Annotated in this window: 15 protein-coding genes and 1 tRNA gene; 11 read left to right on the top strand and 5 right to left on the bottom strand. The window is 66.2% G+C overall.

The features are described from left to right. Positions 1-46 precede the first annotated feature (46 nt). The 4 genes from ACFSQR_RS16760 to ACFSQR_RS16775 all read left to right on the top strand — a co-directional run bounded on the left by ACFSQR_RS16760 (position 47) and on the right by ACFSQR_RS16775 (position 3,944). Positions 47-122 (top strand) — tRNA-Asn (locus ACFSQR_RS16760). Between the two features lie 131 nt (positions 123-253). Then, positions 254-430 carry a DUF3606 domain-containing protein gene (locus tag ACFSQR_RS16765; protein ID WP_377731135.1) on the top strand — a complete coding sequence of 59 codons (177 nt, stop codon included), beginning with the start codon at positions 254-256 and terminating at the stop codon, positions 428-430. A gap of 16 nt (positions 431-446) precedes the next feature. Next, the gene (locus ACFSQR_RS16770; RefSeq protein ID WP_377731137.1) at positions 447-2,972 is read left to right on the top strand and encodes an excinuclease ABC subunit A; all 2,526 of its coding nucleotides are present in this window, start codon (positions 447-449) and stop codon (positions 2,970-2,972) included. A gap of 42 nt (positions 2,973-3,014) precedes the next feature. Further along, the gene (locus ACFSQR_RS16775) at positions 3,015-3,944 is read left to right on the top strand and encodes a pyridoxal-phosphate dependent enzyme (RefSeq protein ID WP_377731138.1); all 930 of its coding nucleotides are present in this window, start codon (positions 3,015-3,017) and stop codon (positions 3,942-3,944) included. Positions 3,945-3,991: 47 nt separating this feature from the next. Here the strand turns inward: ACFSQR_RS16775 and ACFSQR_RS16780 are convergent, their stop codons facing one another. Next, complete coding sequence (locus tag ACFSQR_RS16780) at positions 3,992-5,227, bottom strand: dienelactone hydrolase family protein (protein ID WP_377731139.1); 1,236 nt, start codon at positions 5,225-5,227, stop codon at positions 3,992-3,994. A gap of 202 nt (positions 5,228-5,429) precedes the next feature. Between ACFSQR_RS16780 and ACFSQR_RS16785 the strand changes: the two genes are divergently transcribed. The 3 genes from ACFSQR_RS16785 to ACFSQR_RS16795 all read left to right on the top strand — a co-directional run bounded on the left by ACFSQR_RS16785 (position 5,430) and on the right by ACFSQR_RS16795 (position 7,896). After that, on the top strand, positions 5,430-5,990 hold the full coding sequence (locus tag ACFSQR_RS16785) for an NADPH-dependent FMN reductase (RefSeq protein ID WP_377731140.1): 561 nt from the start codon (positions 5,430-5,432) through the stop codon (positions 5,988-5,990). A gap of 54 nt (positions 5,991-6,044) precedes the next feature. After that, positions 6,045-6,638: a tRNA-uridine aminocarboxypropyltransferase gene (locus ACFSQR_RS16790; RefSeq protein ID WP_377731142.1), complete on the top strand. Its 594-nt coding sequence runs from the start codon at positions 6,045-6,047 to the stop codon at positions 6,636-6,638. Between the two features lie 127 nt (positions 6,639-6,765). Then, on the top strand, positions 6,766-7,896 hold the full coding sequence (locus ACFSQR_RS16795) for a PA0069 family radical SAM protein (RefSeq protein WP_377731403.1): 1,131 nt from the start codon (positions 6,766-6,768) through the stop codon (positions 7,894-7,896). Between the two features lie 37 nt (positions 7,897-7,933). On the opposite strand, the gene ACFSQR_RS16800 is transcribed toward ACFSQR_RS16795, so the two are convergent. Beyond that, the gene (locus ACFSQR_RS16800; RefSeq protein ID WP_377731143.1) at positions 7,934-8,500 is read right to left on the bottom strand and encodes a gamma-glutamylcyclotransferase; all 567 of its coding nucleotides are present in this window, start codon (positions 8,498-8,500) and stop codon (positions 7,934-7,936) included. A gap of 130 nt (positions 8,501-8,630) precedes the next feature. Here ACFSQR_RS16800 and ACFSQR_RS16805 point away from each other — a divergent pair, with 130 nt between their 5' ends. Genes ACFSQR_RS16805 through maiA form a run of 3 tightly spaced genes read left to right on the top strand, consistent with a single transcriptional unit; the run spans position 8,631 to position 10,837 of the window. Beyond that, complete coding sequence (locus ACFSQR_RS16805; protein ID WP_377731144.1) at positions 8,631-9,161, top strand: VOC family protein; 531 nt, start codon at positions 8,631-8,633, stop codon at positions 9,159-9,161. A gap of 9 nt (positions 9,162-9,170) precedes the next feature. Then, positions 9,171-10,196, top strand: a complete 1,026-nt coding sequence (locus ACFSQR_RS16810) for a fumarylacetoacetate hydrolase family protein (RefSeq protein WP_377731145.1) — start codon at positions 9,171-9,173, stop codon at positions 10,194-10,196. Next, positions 10,193-10,837, top strand: a complete 645-nt coding sequence (gene maiA / locus ACFSQR_RS16815) for a maleylacetoacetate isomerase (RefSeq protein ID WP_377731146.1) — start codon at positions 10,193-10,195, stop codon at positions 10,835-10,837. The genes ACFSQR_RS16810 and maiA overlap by 4 nt, the downstream gene beginning before the upstream one ends. A gap of 235 nt (positions 10,838-11,072) precedes the next feature. Here the strand turns inward: maiA and ACFSQR_RS16820 are convergent, their stop codons facing one another. Then, positions 11,073-11,522, bottom strand: coding sequence for a CBS domain-containing protein (locus ACFSQR_RS16820; protein ID WP_377731147.1), 450 nt, complete (start codon positions 11,520-11,522; stop codon positions 11,073-11,075). A 313-nt stretch (positions 11,523-11,835) separates the two neighbouring features. Between ACFSQR_RS16820 and ACFSQR_RS16825 the strand changes: the two genes are divergently transcribed. Then, on the top strand, positions 11,836-12,591 hold the full coding sequence (locus ACFSQR_RS16825) for a uracil-DNA glycosylase (protein WP_377731148.1): 756 nt from the start codon (positions 11,836-11,838) through the stop codon (positions 12,589-12,591). A 7-nt stretch (positions 12,592-12,598) separates the two neighbouring features. On the opposite strand, the gene ACFSQR_RS16830 is transcribed toward ACFSQR_RS16825, so the two are convergent. Further along, positions 12,599-13,360 carry a LytR/AlgR family response regulator transcription factor gene (locus tag ACFSQR_RS16830; protein WP_377731149.1) on the bottom strand — a complete coding sequence of 254 codons (762 nt, stop codon included), beginning with the start codon at positions 13,358-13,360 and terminating at the stop codon, positions 12,599-12,601. Then, the gene (locus tag ACFSQR_RS16835) at positions 13,342-14,439 is read right to left on the bottom strand and encodes a sensor histidine kinase (protein ID WP_377731150.1); all 1,098 of its coding nucleotides are present in this window, start codon (positions 14,437-14,439) and stop codon (positions 13,342-13,344) included. The genes ACFSQR_RS16830 and ACFSQR_RS16835 overlap by 19 nt, the downstream gene beginning before the upstream one ends. Between the last annotated feature and the right edge of the window lies 1 nt (position 14,440).

The following is a 14,440-nucleotide window of genomic DNA, read 5'->3' on the forward strand; positions in this document are numbered from 1 at the left end:
ATGCACTGGACGAACCACAGTTGCCCGTGTATAGTTCGGCCTCCATTCCCTGATAGCTCAGTCGGTAGAGCGACGGACTGTTAATCCGCAGGTCCCTGGTTCGAGTCCAGGTCGGGGAGCCAGAACACAGAAAGGCCCAGTCGAAAGACCGGGCCTTTTTCGTTTTGTGTTGGCGGCTCTTGGTTAGCGAGCGTACCGACGCGACCATGTTGAAATGCTACGTTTGGCCATCACTGTTCCACTGGAGGCCAACATGGCAGACAACCTGCAGAAAGCCGGTCCCGAAGACCGTTCGCGCATCAATGTCAACGAGCGCTGGGAGCGCGACTACTGGACGCGCGAACTGGGCGTCAACGACGAGGAACTGGAGCGGGCCGTGAAGGCAGTCGGCCCATCGGTGAAGGCAGTGCGCGAGTATCTCCGCAAGTAAGGCGTCGCGCCCCGCCATGGCCAACGATCCCAAGGACCAGCGCGGCCATGGCGACGGCCTGGTGCGCGTGCGGGGCGCGCGCGAACATAACCTGAAGAACGCCGACGTCGACATCCCGCGCAACGCGCTGGTCGTGTTCACCGGCGTGTCCGGCTCCGGCAAATCGTCGCTCGCTTTCGGCACCCTGTACGCGGAAGCGCAGCGCCGCTACCTCGAATCGGTGTCGCCGTATGCGCGCCGCCTGTTCCACCAGATGCCGGTGCCCGAGGTGGACGAGGTGGAAGGGCTGCCGCCCGCGGTCGCGCTGCAGCAGCAGCGCGGTTCGCCGACCACCCGTTCCTCGGTCGGCAGCGTCAGCACGCTGTCCAATTCCCTGCGCATGCTGTATTCGCGCGCCGGCGACTATCCGCCCGGCCAGGAGCTGCTGTACGCCGAAGCATTTTCACCGAACACGCCCGACGGCGCCTGTCCCGAATGCCATGGCCTTGGCCGCGTGTACGACGCGACCGAGGCATCGATGGTGCCCGACGATTCGCTGACCATCCGCGAGCGTGCCGTGGCAGCGTGGCCGCCCGCATGGCACGGCCAGAATTTGCGCGACATCCTCACCACCCTCGGCCACGACGTCGATGTGCCATGGCGCGAGCTTCCGCGCAAAACGCGCGACTGGATCCTGTACACCGAAGAGACGCCGACCGTGCCCGTGTACGCGGGCTTCTCGCTCCCCGAGGTGAAGGCAGCGCTCAGGCGCAAGGAAACGCCGAGCTACCAGGGCACCTTCAGCGGCGCGCGCCGCTATGTGCTGCAGACCTTCGCCAATACCGAAAGCGCGGCGATGAAAAAGCGCGTGGCGCGCTACATGGTCAGCACGCCGTGCCCGCTGTGCCACGGCAAGCGGCTGCGCCCGGAGTCGTTGTCGGTCAAGTTCGCGGGCATGGACATCGGCGAGCTGTCTTCGCTGCCCCTCAAGCGGCTGGCGCGCATCATGGAACCGTTCGTGAAGAAGCCGAAGGCCGACGCGGAGCATCCCGAAAAAGCCATCGTCACGCAGCGCATCGCCGCCGACCTGGTCGCGCGGCTGGAGGTGATGCTCAAGCTGGGACTCGGCTACCTGTCGCTCGACCGCAGCACGCCCACGCTGTCGCCGGGCGAGCTGCAGCGCCTGCGGCTGGCGACCCAGGTGCGGTCCAGCCTGTTCGGCGTGGTGTACGTGCTGGACGAGCCGTCAGCCGGCCTGCATCCGGTCGATACCGAAGCGCTGCTCGATGCGCTCGCACAGCTCAAGGCGGCCGGCAATTCGCTGTTCGTGGTTGAACACTCGTTGGACGTGATCCGGCGCGCCGACTGGATTGTCGATGTCGGGCCGGCGGCGGGCGAGGGCGGCGGCCAGGTCCTGTACAGCGGCGCGCCGGATGGCCTGCGCAAGGTGAAGGCGTCGGCGACGCGGCGCTTCCTGTTCGTCGACGCGCCGCCGGCGCCGCGCGAACCGCGCCGGCCGCAAGCCTGGCTCACGCTGGAAGGCGTCACCCGCAACAACCTGCATCAGCTGAACGCGCGCTTCCCGCTCAATATGCTCACCTGCGTCACCGGCGTGTCGGGCTCCGGCAAGTCCAGCCTGGTCAGCCAGGTGCTGGTGGAACTGGTCACGCGCGCGCTCGGCCACGAAAGCGAACCGGAGCCGCAGGAGGCGGGCGACCTCGAACACGAACCGGAGCTGGCGCTGGAGGGCCACATCGTATCGGGCCTGGAGTCGATTCGCCGCCTGGTGCGTGTGGACCAGCGCCCGATCGGCCGCACGCCGCGCTCCAACCTCGCGACCTATACGGGCCTGTTCGACCATGTGCGCAAGCTGTTCGCGGCGACAAAGGAGGCGAAATCGCGCCGCTACGATGCGGGCCGGTTCTCGTTCAACGTCGCCAAGGGCCGTTGCGATCATTGCGAGGGAGAGGGCTTCGTCATGGTGGAGCTGCTGTTCCTGCCCAGCGTGTACGCGCCGTGCCCGACCTGCCACGGGGCGCGCTACAACGAGAAGACGCTCGAGGTCCGCTACAAGGACAGGAACATTGCCGAAGTGCTGGGCATGACGGTCGATGCCGCCTACGAATTCTTCGAGGGCGAGGAATCGGTCAGCCGTTCGCTGCAGGTGCTGCGCGAGGTCGGCCTGGGCTATCTCCGCCTGGGGCAGCCCGCGACCGAACTGTCCGGCGGCGAAGCCCAGCGCATCAAGCTCGCGACGGAGCTGCAGCGCGCCGGGCGCGGCAACATGCTGTACGTGCTGGACGAGCCGACCACCGGCCTGCACCCGAGCGACTCGGAAAAGCTGATCGTGCAGCTCGACCGGCTGGTCGAGGCGGGCAATACCGTGATCGTGGTCGAGCATGACATGCGCGTGGCCGCGGCTAGCGACTGGGTCATCGACATCGGTCCGGGCGCCGGCGAAGAGGGCGGCCGTATCGTCGCACAGGGCTCGCCGCGCGACGTCGCCGCATCCCGCAAGAGCAAGACCGCGCCTTACCTCGCCCGCTTCATGGGACTGGCCTGAGCGATCCTGACTGGCGCCGGCGAATCCGCTATGCTTGTCGGCATGACACTGCACATCCATACCCCGCTGATCGAATCGCATGCGCTGCCCGCGCGTGACGGCCAATCCGTCTGGCTCAAGATGGAGGCCTTGCAGCCATCCGGCTCCTTCAAGCTGCGCGGCATCGGGCACGCCTGCGAACGCTATGCGGCGCGGGGCGCGCACCGTTTCATCTCTTCGTCCGGCGGTAATGCGGGCATTGCCGCGGCCTACGCCGGCCGCAGGCTCGGCGTGCCCGTGCTGGTCGTGGTTCCCGAGACCAGCAGCGCGCGCGCGATCGCGATGATCCGGCGCGAAGGCGCGGAGGTGACCGTGCACGGCGCATCGTTCCAGGAAGCGAACGCGCTGGCCCGCTCGCTGGTCGGGGAGCGCGATGCCTTCATCCACCCGTTCGACGATCCGCTGCTGTGGGAAGGACACGCCACCATGATCGACGAGGTCGCGCACGCCGGATTCACGCCGGATGCGGTGGTGCTGTCGGTGGGCGGCGGCGGATTGATGTGCGGCGTGGTCGAGGGATTGCGCCGCAATGGCATGGGCCACGTGCCGGTGATCGCGGTCGAGACGCAGGGCGCGGATTCGCTGGCGCAGGCGATGGTTGCGGGAGCGCCCATCGAACTGCCTTCGATTTCAAGTATCGCGACCTCGCTTGGCGCGCGCCGTATCGCGGACCAGGCCTGGCAGGTCACGCGCGAGCATGATGTACGCAGCGTGGTCGTGTCCGACCAGGCGGCGGTGGATGCCTGCATGCGCTTCATCGAGGACCACCGCATGGTCGTGGAGCCGGCGTGCGGGGCATCGCTGGCGCTGCCGTACGGCGGCCATCCGCGGCTGGAGCAGTTCGACAAGGTGATGGTGGTGGTATGCGGCGGCGTCACCGCCACCGTCGACCAGCTGAAGGCCTGGTCCGCCACCCTCTCTGCGCGTAGCTGAGCCATCGTTCCCGCCCGAGCTTTCGCTCGGGTGGCGGCCGTGTCGGGTTAAAGGCTGCTGACGGTATCGGCGCCGGAACTGCCCGTCGCCGCCGTGGCCCCGGCGTTGGCTGCATCGTCCTGCCACACCACCGCGTTATCGACCGAGTACAGGCGGCACGGCGCATTGCTGCTCTGGCGGCAGGTGGCCAGCGCGCGGGTCTCCGGATCTTCCCCTTCTTCGGCCCAGCTCCAGGCGCCGGTCGGGGAGATCGCAAACGCGCGCGGCTGCTGCTTCGAGAGGTAATTCTCGTAGGCGACGCGGCCCTGGCGAGACAGGTAGGGAACCGCGGTCACATCATCGACCGATGCATAGTTGGTCGCCGGCAGGGCGGGGCGCGGCGTTACCGCGTACACCTCTTCGGTCGGCATCCCGATCTGCTTCAGGAAGCGTTCGGTCTCCGGCAGCCAGACCTTCTCGCCATCGCGGCTCGACACCATGCCGTGCGCGTCGCGCTTGAAGGCGCCGTACTGCACCAGGCGCGCGCGCCCGCCGGCTCCGACGAAGGCATTGTGCATGCGCCCCACCAGTTCAGGATCGAACAGCGAATCGTTCACGCCGTACATCCACAGCGTGGGCAGGATGTTCTTGCGTCCGTAGTTTCCGAACGCCTCGACCAGCGAGGAGCGCCAGTCGCAGCGCTTGTCCGTGTCCGCCAGGCCGCCGGCAAAATTGATCAGGCCGCGCACACCGGGCAGCGCGTGCGTGCCGAGGGCGATCGTGGCGAGCCCGCCGTAGGACTGGCCAGCGATGATGATGCGGTCCTCGTCCACCCAGGGCTGGGCGCGCGCGTAGTGGACCGCATCGCGGATGTTCTCCGCCTGCGCGTACCCGTTGTTGGTCATGTCGCAACCGTGGTCGCGATAGCGGCCGGTCGAGGCGGCGAAGCCTTCGCGCATCGGCACGATCACGGCGTACCCGCGTTTGACGAACGCCGTCGCCATGTGGATGAAGCGGTCGCGCGGCTGGTCCGACGGACGGCCGAGGTCCTTGCCATGATTGATGATCAGGAGGGGGAAGGGGCCGGGACCGTTCGGCTTGAACACGGTGGTCTCGAGCATCGACATATGCCCGGGGCCGGCCGGAATCTGGACCACATGTTCGTTCAGCCGGTAATCGAGCGGAAGCTCTTGTTGAACCGACAACGAAGGCGTCAGTGCCGCGCACAGTGCGATTGCGGAAGCCAGGGTGCGAGCCGAGAGGAGGCTGCGGATTGCCGAGGTGTCGATGATGCGCTCCAGCACGTCAGTTGCCGTAAGGAATAAATTGATTCTATGCAGCAGAAATCCGTGGGGCAATACACGATTGGCAATTCCGGCGAAAAATATTTTTCTGTGGCGAAAGAGTGTATGTGATAGGGCGGGAAGGCCCGCAGGCAAAGGCGCGCTTTGCGATGACGCTTTTGCATAGAATTGGCCAACACCCCCAACAATTTGGAGAGTTGCCATGATAAAAATTGGTGTGATCGTCGGAAGCACACGCCCCGGCCGCAAGGCGCTGGATGTCGCCAACTGGGTGATGGAAATTGCAAAGCTGCGGGGCGATGCGGGATTCGAGCTGGTCGATATCGCCGACTTCAACCTGCCGCTGCTCGACGAGCCGGTCCCGCCGTCGCAGGGCAAGTATTCGAAGGAACACACCAAGCGCTGGGCTGCAAAGATCGCCGGGTTCGACGGCTTTGTGTTCGTGACCCCGGAATACAACCATGGCACCTCGGCCGCGCTGAAGAACGCGATCGACTTCCTGTATGCGGAGTGGAACAACAAGGCGGCCGGTTTCGTCAGCTACGGCAGCGCCGGCGGCGTGCGTGCGGTGGAGGTACTGCGCCTGATCATGGGCGAGCTGCAGGTGGCGGACGTGCGCGCGCAGGTGATGCTGTCGCTGTTCAGCGACTTCGAGAACTACACCGCGTTCAAGCCGGCCGAGCGCCACACTCAATCGGTCGAAGCGATGCTCGACCAGGTTGTCTCCTGGAGCCGCGCGCTTCAGTCCGTGCGCAAGCCGTAGCCCGGGCCGCGCTGCCGGCGGGTAGAATGCGCAGGTTCAATCTGCGCTTTTCCCGTGTCCGACACCGCCACTGCCCGACGTCCCGAATGCCCACGATGCCTGCGCCCCCTGAGCGCCTGCATCTGTGGCTTCGCACGCCCCGTCGATTCCGCGGTCGAAGTGCTGATCCTGCAACATCCGATGGAAGTGCGCGCCGCCAAGGGAACCGCACGGCTGCTTCACCTGTGCCTGGAGCAGAGCGCGATCGCGGTCGGCGAGACCTTCGATCCCGATGCGCTGCGCGCGATGCTGTATGCCGGCGGCCGGACGCCGGTGCTGCTCTATCCGCCGACGGACAGCGCTGCCGGGCGCTACGCGCCGCATTCGCAGCCATCCCGTGTCAGGTTGGTGGTCCTTGACGGAACCTGGCGCAAGAGCCGCAAGATGCTGCACCTGAATCCCTTGCTGCTGTCATTGCCTCGGCTCTCGCTGGACGATGTGCCGCCGTCGGCCTACCGGATCCGCAAGGCGCATGCCGAACATCAGCTCTCGACGCTGGAGGCGGCCGCGCTCGCCATCGCTGCGCTCGACCCGGACGCCAGCGTCCGGCCGCTGTTGGACGGATTCGACGCGTTTATCGATCAGCAAGCTGCATTCGCAGGGCGGTAGGGGAGCCGCGCACGGACTGTGCGCGCGCTTGTGTTGGGCGGGAGACGGGACTAGAATACTGTATATGCGTACAGTATCAAATCGCGAGGCGTCCGCACCGCACGACGACGGAATCGAGGGGCAGGTCATGCTGCCTCCCAAGCCGCTCGCTGCGCGGAAAGGCCGCGGCGCTGTCTCCAACATCCAGGGCAGGTACGAGGTCAACGGCCGGGAGTCGTTCGACGACGGCTGGAACCACGAGGACGAGGATGACGAGCCGGCGCCGTTCCGCACGCAGGTAACGGACGAGTACGCCAAGACCATCCTGAGCCGCAACGCGTCGCCCGACGTGCCGTTCGGCGTCTCGCTCAACCCCTACCGAGGCTGCGAGCACGGCTGCATTTACTGTTTCGCGCGCCCGACGCACAGCTACCTCGGCTTGTCGCCGGGCCTGGACTTCGAAAGCCGCCTGTTCGCCAAAGTGAACGCGCCCGAATTGCTGCGCCGTGAGTTGGCCAAACCGTCCTACGTGCCCGAGCCGATCGCGCTGGGCGTCAACACAGATGCCTACCAGCCCTGCGAGCGCGAGCTGCGCCTCACGCGCCGCGTGCTGGAGGTCCTGCACGAATGCCAGCATCCGGTCGGCCTCATCAGCAAATCCTCGCTGATGGAGCGCGACATCGACCTGCTGGGCGACATGGCCAGCCGCAGCCAGGCCGCCGTGGCGATTACGCTGACCACGCTCGACCACAACATCTCGCGCACGCTCGAGCCGCGTGCCGCTGCACCAGCGCGCCGCCTGCGTACGATCCGCACGATGGCCGCGGCGGGGATTCCGGTCAGCGTCAGCGTCGCCCCGATCATTCCGTTCGTCACCGAGCCTGAAATTGAAAAAATCCTGGAAGCGGCACACGATGCCGGCGCCCGCAGCGCGCACTACGTCGTGCTGCGCCTGCCGTGGGAGGTGAACCCGCTGTTCCAGGAATGGCTGGAGGCGCACTTCCCTGAGCGGGCGGCGCGCGTGATGAACCGCGTGCGCGACATGCGCGGCGGCAAGGACTACGACAGCGACTTCAGCAAGCGCATGCACGGCGAAGGCATCTGGGCCGACCTGATCCGTCAACGCTTCCAGAAGACCATCGACCGGCTGGGCATGAACAAGGCTAACGACCGTTTCGCGCAGATGGACTTCTCCCAGTTTCGCCGTCCGCTGGTCGTACCGACCCCGCCCGCCAAGCAGTGTGGCAACGCCACCGGGCAACTCGACCTCTTCGGCTAGGCATGGGACTGAGCCTATCGACTGGCGTGGTGCGCGCTCAGTCCTTCAGATCGCCCAGGTGCCGCTCGATTTCAAACACATGCGGGTCGTGCTTGCCCATCTCGCGCAGCGCCATCGCCAGCGACAGCAGGTAATCGCGGTTAGGCCCGCTTGGCCCGCTCGAACGTGCGATGTGCTGCGCAATCGCCTGCTCGCTGTCTTCGCCCAGGAACGCCTCGTTGTCCGAGGTGGCGATATACACCAGTCCTTCCGCGCTACCGCCATCGTCGAACACGATCTCCGACGCAAAGCGCAGGTAGCCGTTCTTTTCACGGTAGTCCAGGTGCGCGAATACGGCCGGCGTGATCAGGTACGCCATGCCGTGGCAGACCGCGCCGGGCTCCGGCACCAGCGTCACCACGCGCCCCGGCGCTTCCGGCGTGCCGCGGTGGTCGTGCGATCCTTGCCAGAACCTGCGCGCCCAGTTGGCGATGCTCGCCGGGCGCCGCTCGATGTAGGGGAAGTCCGCCTTGTAGATCAGCGAGCCGTAACCGAACAGCCACACGCTGTCATGGCTGTCGAACTTGTTCATGCGGCGGTTGGTTTCAATGGTGTTATGCGACATGAGGCAAATTATAGGTTGGACTGTCCACGCCGTGGACAGTCACCGATGCGACCATCCCCGGCTAATTGAAAGGATGAAATGTTGGTATCATTGGCGCTTTCGCATCTATTGGCAGCTTGGAGGCCAGGCAATGAAGATCAGCAAAATCCATCACGTAGCCTACCGTTGCATCGACGCTAAACAGACCGTCGAGTGGTATCAGAAATACCTCAACATGGACTTCATCCTCGCGATCGCGGAGGACCAGGTTCCGTCGACCGGCGCGCCGGATCCGTACATGCACGTGTTCCTCGACGCAGGCCAGGGCAACGTGCTGGCGTTCTTCGAGCTGCCGACCCAGGCCCCGATGGGCCGCGACGAGAACACGCCCAAGTGGGTGCAGCACCTCGCGCTCGAAGTCGGCTCGATGGACGAGCTGCTCGCGGCGAAAGAGCGCCTGCTGGCGGACGGCATCGAAGTCATCGGACCGACCAACCACACCATCTTCAAGTCCATCTACTTCTTCGACCCGAACGGCCACCGCCTCGAGTTGGCCGCCAATACCGGCACGCCCGAGATGATGCAGAAGCTCGACGAAGTCAAATGGGACATGCTCAATGAATGGGCCGTCACGCGCAAGGCGCCGAAGCACGCCGCGTGGATGCACGAACAACACGAATAAGGGACCCGAATGAAACTCGCAACACTGAAAACCGGTGGCCGCGACGGCTCGCTGGTGGTGGTCAGCCGCGACCTGAAGACCTACCAGCGCGTGCCGAAGATCGCCGCGTCGCTCCAGCATGCGCTGGACAACTGGGACATCACCGCGCCGCGCCTGCGCGAGGTCTACGCCATGCTCAACGACGGCACCGCGCTGGCCGCGCAGCCGTTCGACGCAGCGGACTTCCACTCGCCACTGCCGCGCGCCTACCAGTGGGCCGACGGCTCCGCCTACATCAACCACGTGGAGCTGGTGCGCAAGGCGCGCAATGCCGAAGTGCCGGAATCGTTCTATACCGACCCGCTGATGTACCAGGGCGGCTCGGATTCCTTCGTCGGCCCGCGCGACCCGATCGCGGTGCAGTCGGAAGAGTGGGGCGTGGACCTGGAAGCGGAAGTGGCCGTGATCACCGGCGACGTGCCGATGGGCGCATCGCCCGAACGCGCTGCGCAGGAGATCCGCCTGGTCATGCTGGTGAACGACGTATCGCTGCGCAACCTGATCCCGAATGAGCTGGCCAAGGGCTTCGGCTTCTTCCAGTCCAAGCCTGCGAGCGCGTTCTCGCCGGTCGCCGTGTCGCCGGACGAACTTGGCGACGCGTGGCAGGACAGCAAGCTGCGTTTGCCGCTCAGCGTCACACTCAACGGCCAGCCGTTCGGCCGCCCGAACGCCGGCGAGGACATGACGTTCAGCTTCGCGCAGCTGGTCGCGCACGCCGCAAAGACGCGTGAGCTCATCGCCGGCTCGATCATCGGCTCGGGCACCGTCTCCAACAAGCAGGGCAGCCTGAACGGCTCGTCGATCGCCAACGGCGGCGTGGGCTACTGCTGCATCGCCGAAGTGCGCACCTACGAGACCATCGAGACCGGCTCGCCGAAGACGCCGTTCATGAAATTCGGCGATACCGTGCGCATCGAAATGTTCGACAAGGACGGCGCCAGCATCTTCGGCGCGATCGACCAGAAAGTGGAACCGTACGTCGAGCGCGCGCGATGAAGCTCTACACCTACTTCCGCAGCTCTGCCGCCTACCGCGTGCGCATCGCGCTGAACCTCAAGGGCATCGGCTACGAGTCGGTGCCGGTGCACCTGGTGAAGAACGGCGGCGAGCAGCGGCAGCAGGCTTACCGGGCCGTCAACCCGAGCGCGCTGGTGCCGTCGCTGCAGGACGGCGACCTGACACTGACGCAGTCGCTTGCCATCATCGAATACCTGGACGAGACGCACCCGGACGTGCCGCTGCTGCCGGCGGATGCGGCGGGACGGGCGCGCGTGCGCGCCATCTCGCAGATGATCGCGTGCGACATCCACCCGATCGACAACCTGCGCGTGCTGCGCTACCTGGTGCAGAAGCTGGGCGTGTCGGAAGACGACAAGAACGAGTGGTACCGCCACTGGGTCCGCGAAGGCTTCGCCGGACTGGAGGCGCACCTGGCGCGCGACAAGGAGACGGGGCGCTACTGCCACGGCGAGACGCCGACCATGGCCGATTGCGTGCTGGTGCCGCAGGTCTTCAACGCCCAGCGCCTCGATGTGGACATGTCGCCGTACCCGACCATCGCGCGCATCCATGGCGCCTGCATGGAGCTGAACGCCTTCCAGGACGCCCACCCCAGCAAACAACCCGACGCTGAATAAAGAAAGGGGACTGTCCCTACGGGACCGTCCCCCGACTTTGGGGACTGTCCCTACGGGACCGTCCCCCGACTTTGGGGACTGTCCCTACGGGACTGTCCCCTGATCTTTAATGCGAGCAGTGGCTGACCTGGAAAAAGTGCGGTGCATGAGAGTCTTCGCACTCGCGAAATCTTTGAGCACGCAAAAAATCAGCGGACAGTCCCCCTCCGGGGACAGTCCCCAACCGCGCTGGCGCTTAGTGGCGGGTCGAGCTGCGATCCGGCTCCGACGGCGCCGAGATATTCTCCAGCGTCTGCTCCACGCCCCGGTCCGGCCCGCGCGTCGCCAGGTCGCCCAGCGACACGATGCCCACCATGCGCTTCGACTGCTCGTCGATGACCGGCACGCGGCGGATCTGCACATCGCCCATCTTGCCCAGCGCCTCGTCGATCGACTGGTCCGCAAAGACGGTGCGCACGTCGGTGCTCATCACATCCGACACGCGGGTCTGGTCGGGCGCCTGGCCCGCTGCCACCGAGCGCACGGTGATATCGCGGTCGGTAATCATGCCGACAAGGCGGTCGCCGTCGCACACGGGGATCGCACCGACATTCAGCTCATCCATCATCTGCGCGGCGTGGCGCACCGTGTCCTGCGGCGTAATCGTCCTCACGTCACGCGTCATGACTTCGGATACTTTTTGCATCTTGTCCTCCTCATTTGCTGATGTTGTCCGGACTATGAATGATGACGCCATACGGCTGAATGCAGCGCACGCGTGGGGGGACTGTCCCTGCGGGACTGTCCCCGGCCTTTCGTGTCGCGGCAGAGCCGTGAGGAGGGGGGGTATGCGCCAAAATCGGGCCCGAAGCCATATACCCCCCTGATTTTCGCGAGCATTTGCGGGGAAGGCACATACTCCCCCTCAGGTTTCGAAAAGGCCGCGGACAGTCCCGCAGGGACAGTCCCCTTCCGTCCCGCGGATCGCCTAGAATGACTGGTTTTCCGCCTCGCCGATTATGCCGATTCCCGACCAGATCACCGCCGCACTCTCGCTCGCCCACCCCAGCTGGCGCCCGGTCCTTGCCGCCGGCCTGGAGCGCATGGACGCGGACTACCTGCGCACGCTTGCTACCGACCAGTACCTGCCGACCGATGGCCGGCTGTTCGCCGCGTTCGCGCTGCCGCTGGATGCGGTCCGCTACGTCTTGGTAGGCGAAGGGCCATACCCGCGCGAACAGAGTGCGACGGGCGTGTGCTTCATGGACGGTGCCGTGGACGCGCTGTGGTGCGATACCGGACTGTCAAAGCCGGTCAACCGCGCCACGTCGCTGCGCAACTTCATGAAGATGCTGCTGGTGGCGGAGGGGGCGCTGAGTGCGGACGCGTGCGCCGGCGAGGCGATGGCGTCCGTGGCGCAGGACGCGCTGGCCGGACGCTACATCGCCACGCTCGCGCAGCTCCAGGGCAAGCTGACCGCGCAGGGCTTCCTGCTGCTGAATGCCTCGCTGGTGTTCCGCCCGCACGTCGCGCCGGCGGTCGACGCGCGCGCCTGGCTGCCGTTCCTGCAAACGGTCCTGGAGGCGCTGGCCGGCCTGGCCGCGCCGCCGAAACTGGTCCTGTGGGGGAAGATTGCGGAGCAGCTGAAAAAGCTGCCGGAATCGGAACGCTTCGGGCATATCTGTGCCGAGCATCCCTACAACCTCTCGTTCATCAGCAATCCCGAGATGCAGGCCTTGTTCGGCCCGATGCAACTGCTGGCCGCCGGCCGCTAGTCGCCGCTCAGCCGAACAGCGCGTCGATGCCGTCCCGATAGCGCCGGCTGCCCTGGACTTCGCTGTCGTCGGCCAGCACGACGACGAAATCGCCGCTGAAGTGCGGCTGCAACTCGCGGATGTGGCGCGCGTTGACGATGCATGAACGCGATATGCGCACAAAGCCGTTCGGGTCCAGCCGCGCTTCCAGGCCGGTCAGCGTCTCGCGCAGCAAATGCATGCGCTCGCGCGTGTGTACCTCGATGTAGTTCCCGGTGGCCTCGAATCGCATCACATCGTCGACATCGACCAGGATCACCCGGCCCGCCTTCTTGATCGGCAGGCGCCGCACGTGGCGCCGCGCCGGACCGCTACCGAGTTCCCCGAGCACCGCCGCGACCCGCGCCGCCAGGTCGTCCGGCCGGGCAGGCAATTGGGCCCTTGCCCGCGCCAGCGCCGTGCGCATGCGCTCCGGCTCGACCGGCTTGAGCAGGTAGTCGAGCGCGTGGACCTCGAAGGCGCGTACCGCATACTGGTCGTAGGCGGTGACGAAAACGGTGGCCGGCATGTTGTCGGCGCCGACCGCCGCGACGACGTCGAAGCCATCGGCTTCCGGCATCGATATGTCGAGGAATACCAGGTCCGGCTGCAGCGCCGCGATGGCGTCGATCGCCGCCAGGCCATCGCCGCATTCGCCGACCACCTCGATATCGGTTTCGGCATCGAGGTACTGGCGGATACCGCGCCGCGCCAGTGCCTCGTCGTCGACGATCAGCGTGCGGATGCGCATGGGTCCTCCTGCAAGGGGATCGCCAGCGACACCGCGGTGCCGCCGCCGGGATTGTCGGCGATGTGGAAGGCATGGTCCGCGCCGAACATCTGCTGCAGGCGGGTGCGCGTGTTGGTCAGCCCGATGCCCCACTTCATGTCCTCGCCCAGGCCGGCGCCATCGTCCGTCACGGCCAGGCGCAGCATGCCATTGTCGGCGCGCGCGCTGATGACGATGCGGCCGGGCCGCGCGCGCCGCGCCACGCCGTGGCGGATGGCGTTCTCCACCAGCGGCTGCAGCACCAGGCTGGGCACGCGCGCCTGCATGACATCCGGTGCGGCGTCGACGTGGTAGCTCAGGCGGTCGGCGAAACGGATCTGCTCGATCTCCAGGTAGCTGGCGATAAAGTCCAGCTCCTCGCGCAGCGTGACTTCGCGGCTGCCGTCGCTGTCCAGTACCTTGCGCAGCAGCCCGCACAGGAGCTGTAGCATGTGCCGCGCCGCGGCCGGGTCGTCGGCGATCAGCACGGCGATCGAATTGAGCGTATTGAATAAAAAGTGCGGTTGCAGCTGCGACTTCAGGGCCAGCAGCCGCGCTTCGGCCAGCTGCGCCTCCAGCGACAAATGGCGCCGCTCCCGTTCATGGACGGCTTGCTGCAGGCGCAGGAACTGCATGGCGCAGGTCAGCACCCAGTACACGGAGAGGCTGGGCAGGAAGGCCGTCGCCAGCAGGCGCGAAAAGGTCGCGCTCCAGTCGGTGCTGAAGCCCGGCGCGCCAACCAGTGGCGCGGCGAACGCGTACACCGCCATATGGAACAGGGTGGCGGCCACACTGCCGGCCGCGTGCACGGCCAGTGCGCGCCAGAACGTGTGCCGCTCGAAAGGCACGCGCGCCGCCAGCCGCAGGATGGGGAGTGTCAGCACCGCCCACGCGCCGGCCCAGACCGACCAGGCGGCAAAGGCGCCGCCCCATGGAATGGGCTGCCCGCGCACCGTGGCGGCGACATGGGACTGGGTCGCGAACACGGCGGCACACAGGGTCCAGCCTGCCAATGTCCAGAGTACGGAGCGGCGGCTGATGGCGGGCTGGATGTTGGACATT

Source organism: Pseudoduganella sp. GCM10020061 (assembly GCF_042683405.1).
Lineage (GTDB): Bacteria > Pseudomonadota > Gammaproteobacteria > Burkholderiales > Burkholderiaceae_D > Telluria.

Excerpts from the sequence above, each read along its gene's own strand:
- ACFSQR_RS16765 (WP_377731135.1), top strand. The coding sequence starts at position 254 with ATGGCAGACAACCTGCAGAAAGCCGGTCCCGAAGACCGTTCGCGCATC.
- ACFSQR_RS16770 (WP_377731137.1), top strand. The coding sequence starts at position 447 with ATGGCCAACGATCCCAAGGACCAGCGCGGCCATGGCGACGGCCTGGTG.
- ACFSQR_RS16775 (WP_377731138.1), top strand. The coding sequence starts at position 3,015 with ATGACACTGCACATCCATACCCCGCTGATCGAATCGCATGCGCTGCCC.
- ACFSQR_RS16785 (WP_377731140.1), top strand. The coding sequence starts at position 5,430 with ATGATAAAAATTGGTGTGATCGTCGGAAGCACACGCCCCGGCCGCAAG.
- ACFSQR_RS16795 (WP_377731403.1), top strand. The coding sequence starts at position 6,766 with ATGCTGCCTCCCAAGCCGCTCGCTGCGCGGAAAGGCCGCGGCGCTGTC.
- ACFSQR_RS16800 (WP_377731143.1), bottom strand. The coding sequence starts at position 8,500 with ATGTCGCATAACACCATTGAAACCAACCGCCGCATGAACAAGTTCGAC.
- ACFSQR_RS16805 (WP_377731144.1), top strand. The coding sequence starts at position 8,631 with ATGAAGATCAGCAAAATCCATCACGTAGCCTACCGTTGCATCGACGCT.
- ACFSQR_RS16810 (WP_377731145.1), top strand. The coding sequence starts at position 9,171 with ATGAAACTCGCAACACTGAAAACCGGTGGCCGCGACGGCTCGCTGGTG.
- maiA (WP_377731146.1), top strand. The coding sequence starts at position 10,193 with ATGAAGCTCTACACCTACTTCCGCAGCTCTGCCGCCTACCGCGTGCGC.
- ACFSQR_RS16820 (WP_377731147.1), bottom strand. The coding sequence starts at position 11,522 with ATGCAAAAAGTATCCGAAGTCATGACGCGTGACGTGAGGACGATTACG.
- ACFSQR_RS16825 (WP_377731148.1), top strand. The coding sequence starts at position 11,836 with ATGCCGATTCCCGACCAGATCACCGCCGCACTCTCGCTCGCCCACCCC.
- ACFSQR_RS16830 (WP_377731149.1), bottom strand. The coding sequence starts at position 13,360 with ATGCGCATCCGCACGCTGATCGTCGACGACGAGGCACTGGCGCGGCGC.
- ACFSQR_RS16835 (WP_377731150.1), bottom strand. The coding sequence starts at position 14,439 with ATGTCCAACATCCAGCCCGCCATCAGCCGCCGCTCCGTACTCTGGACA.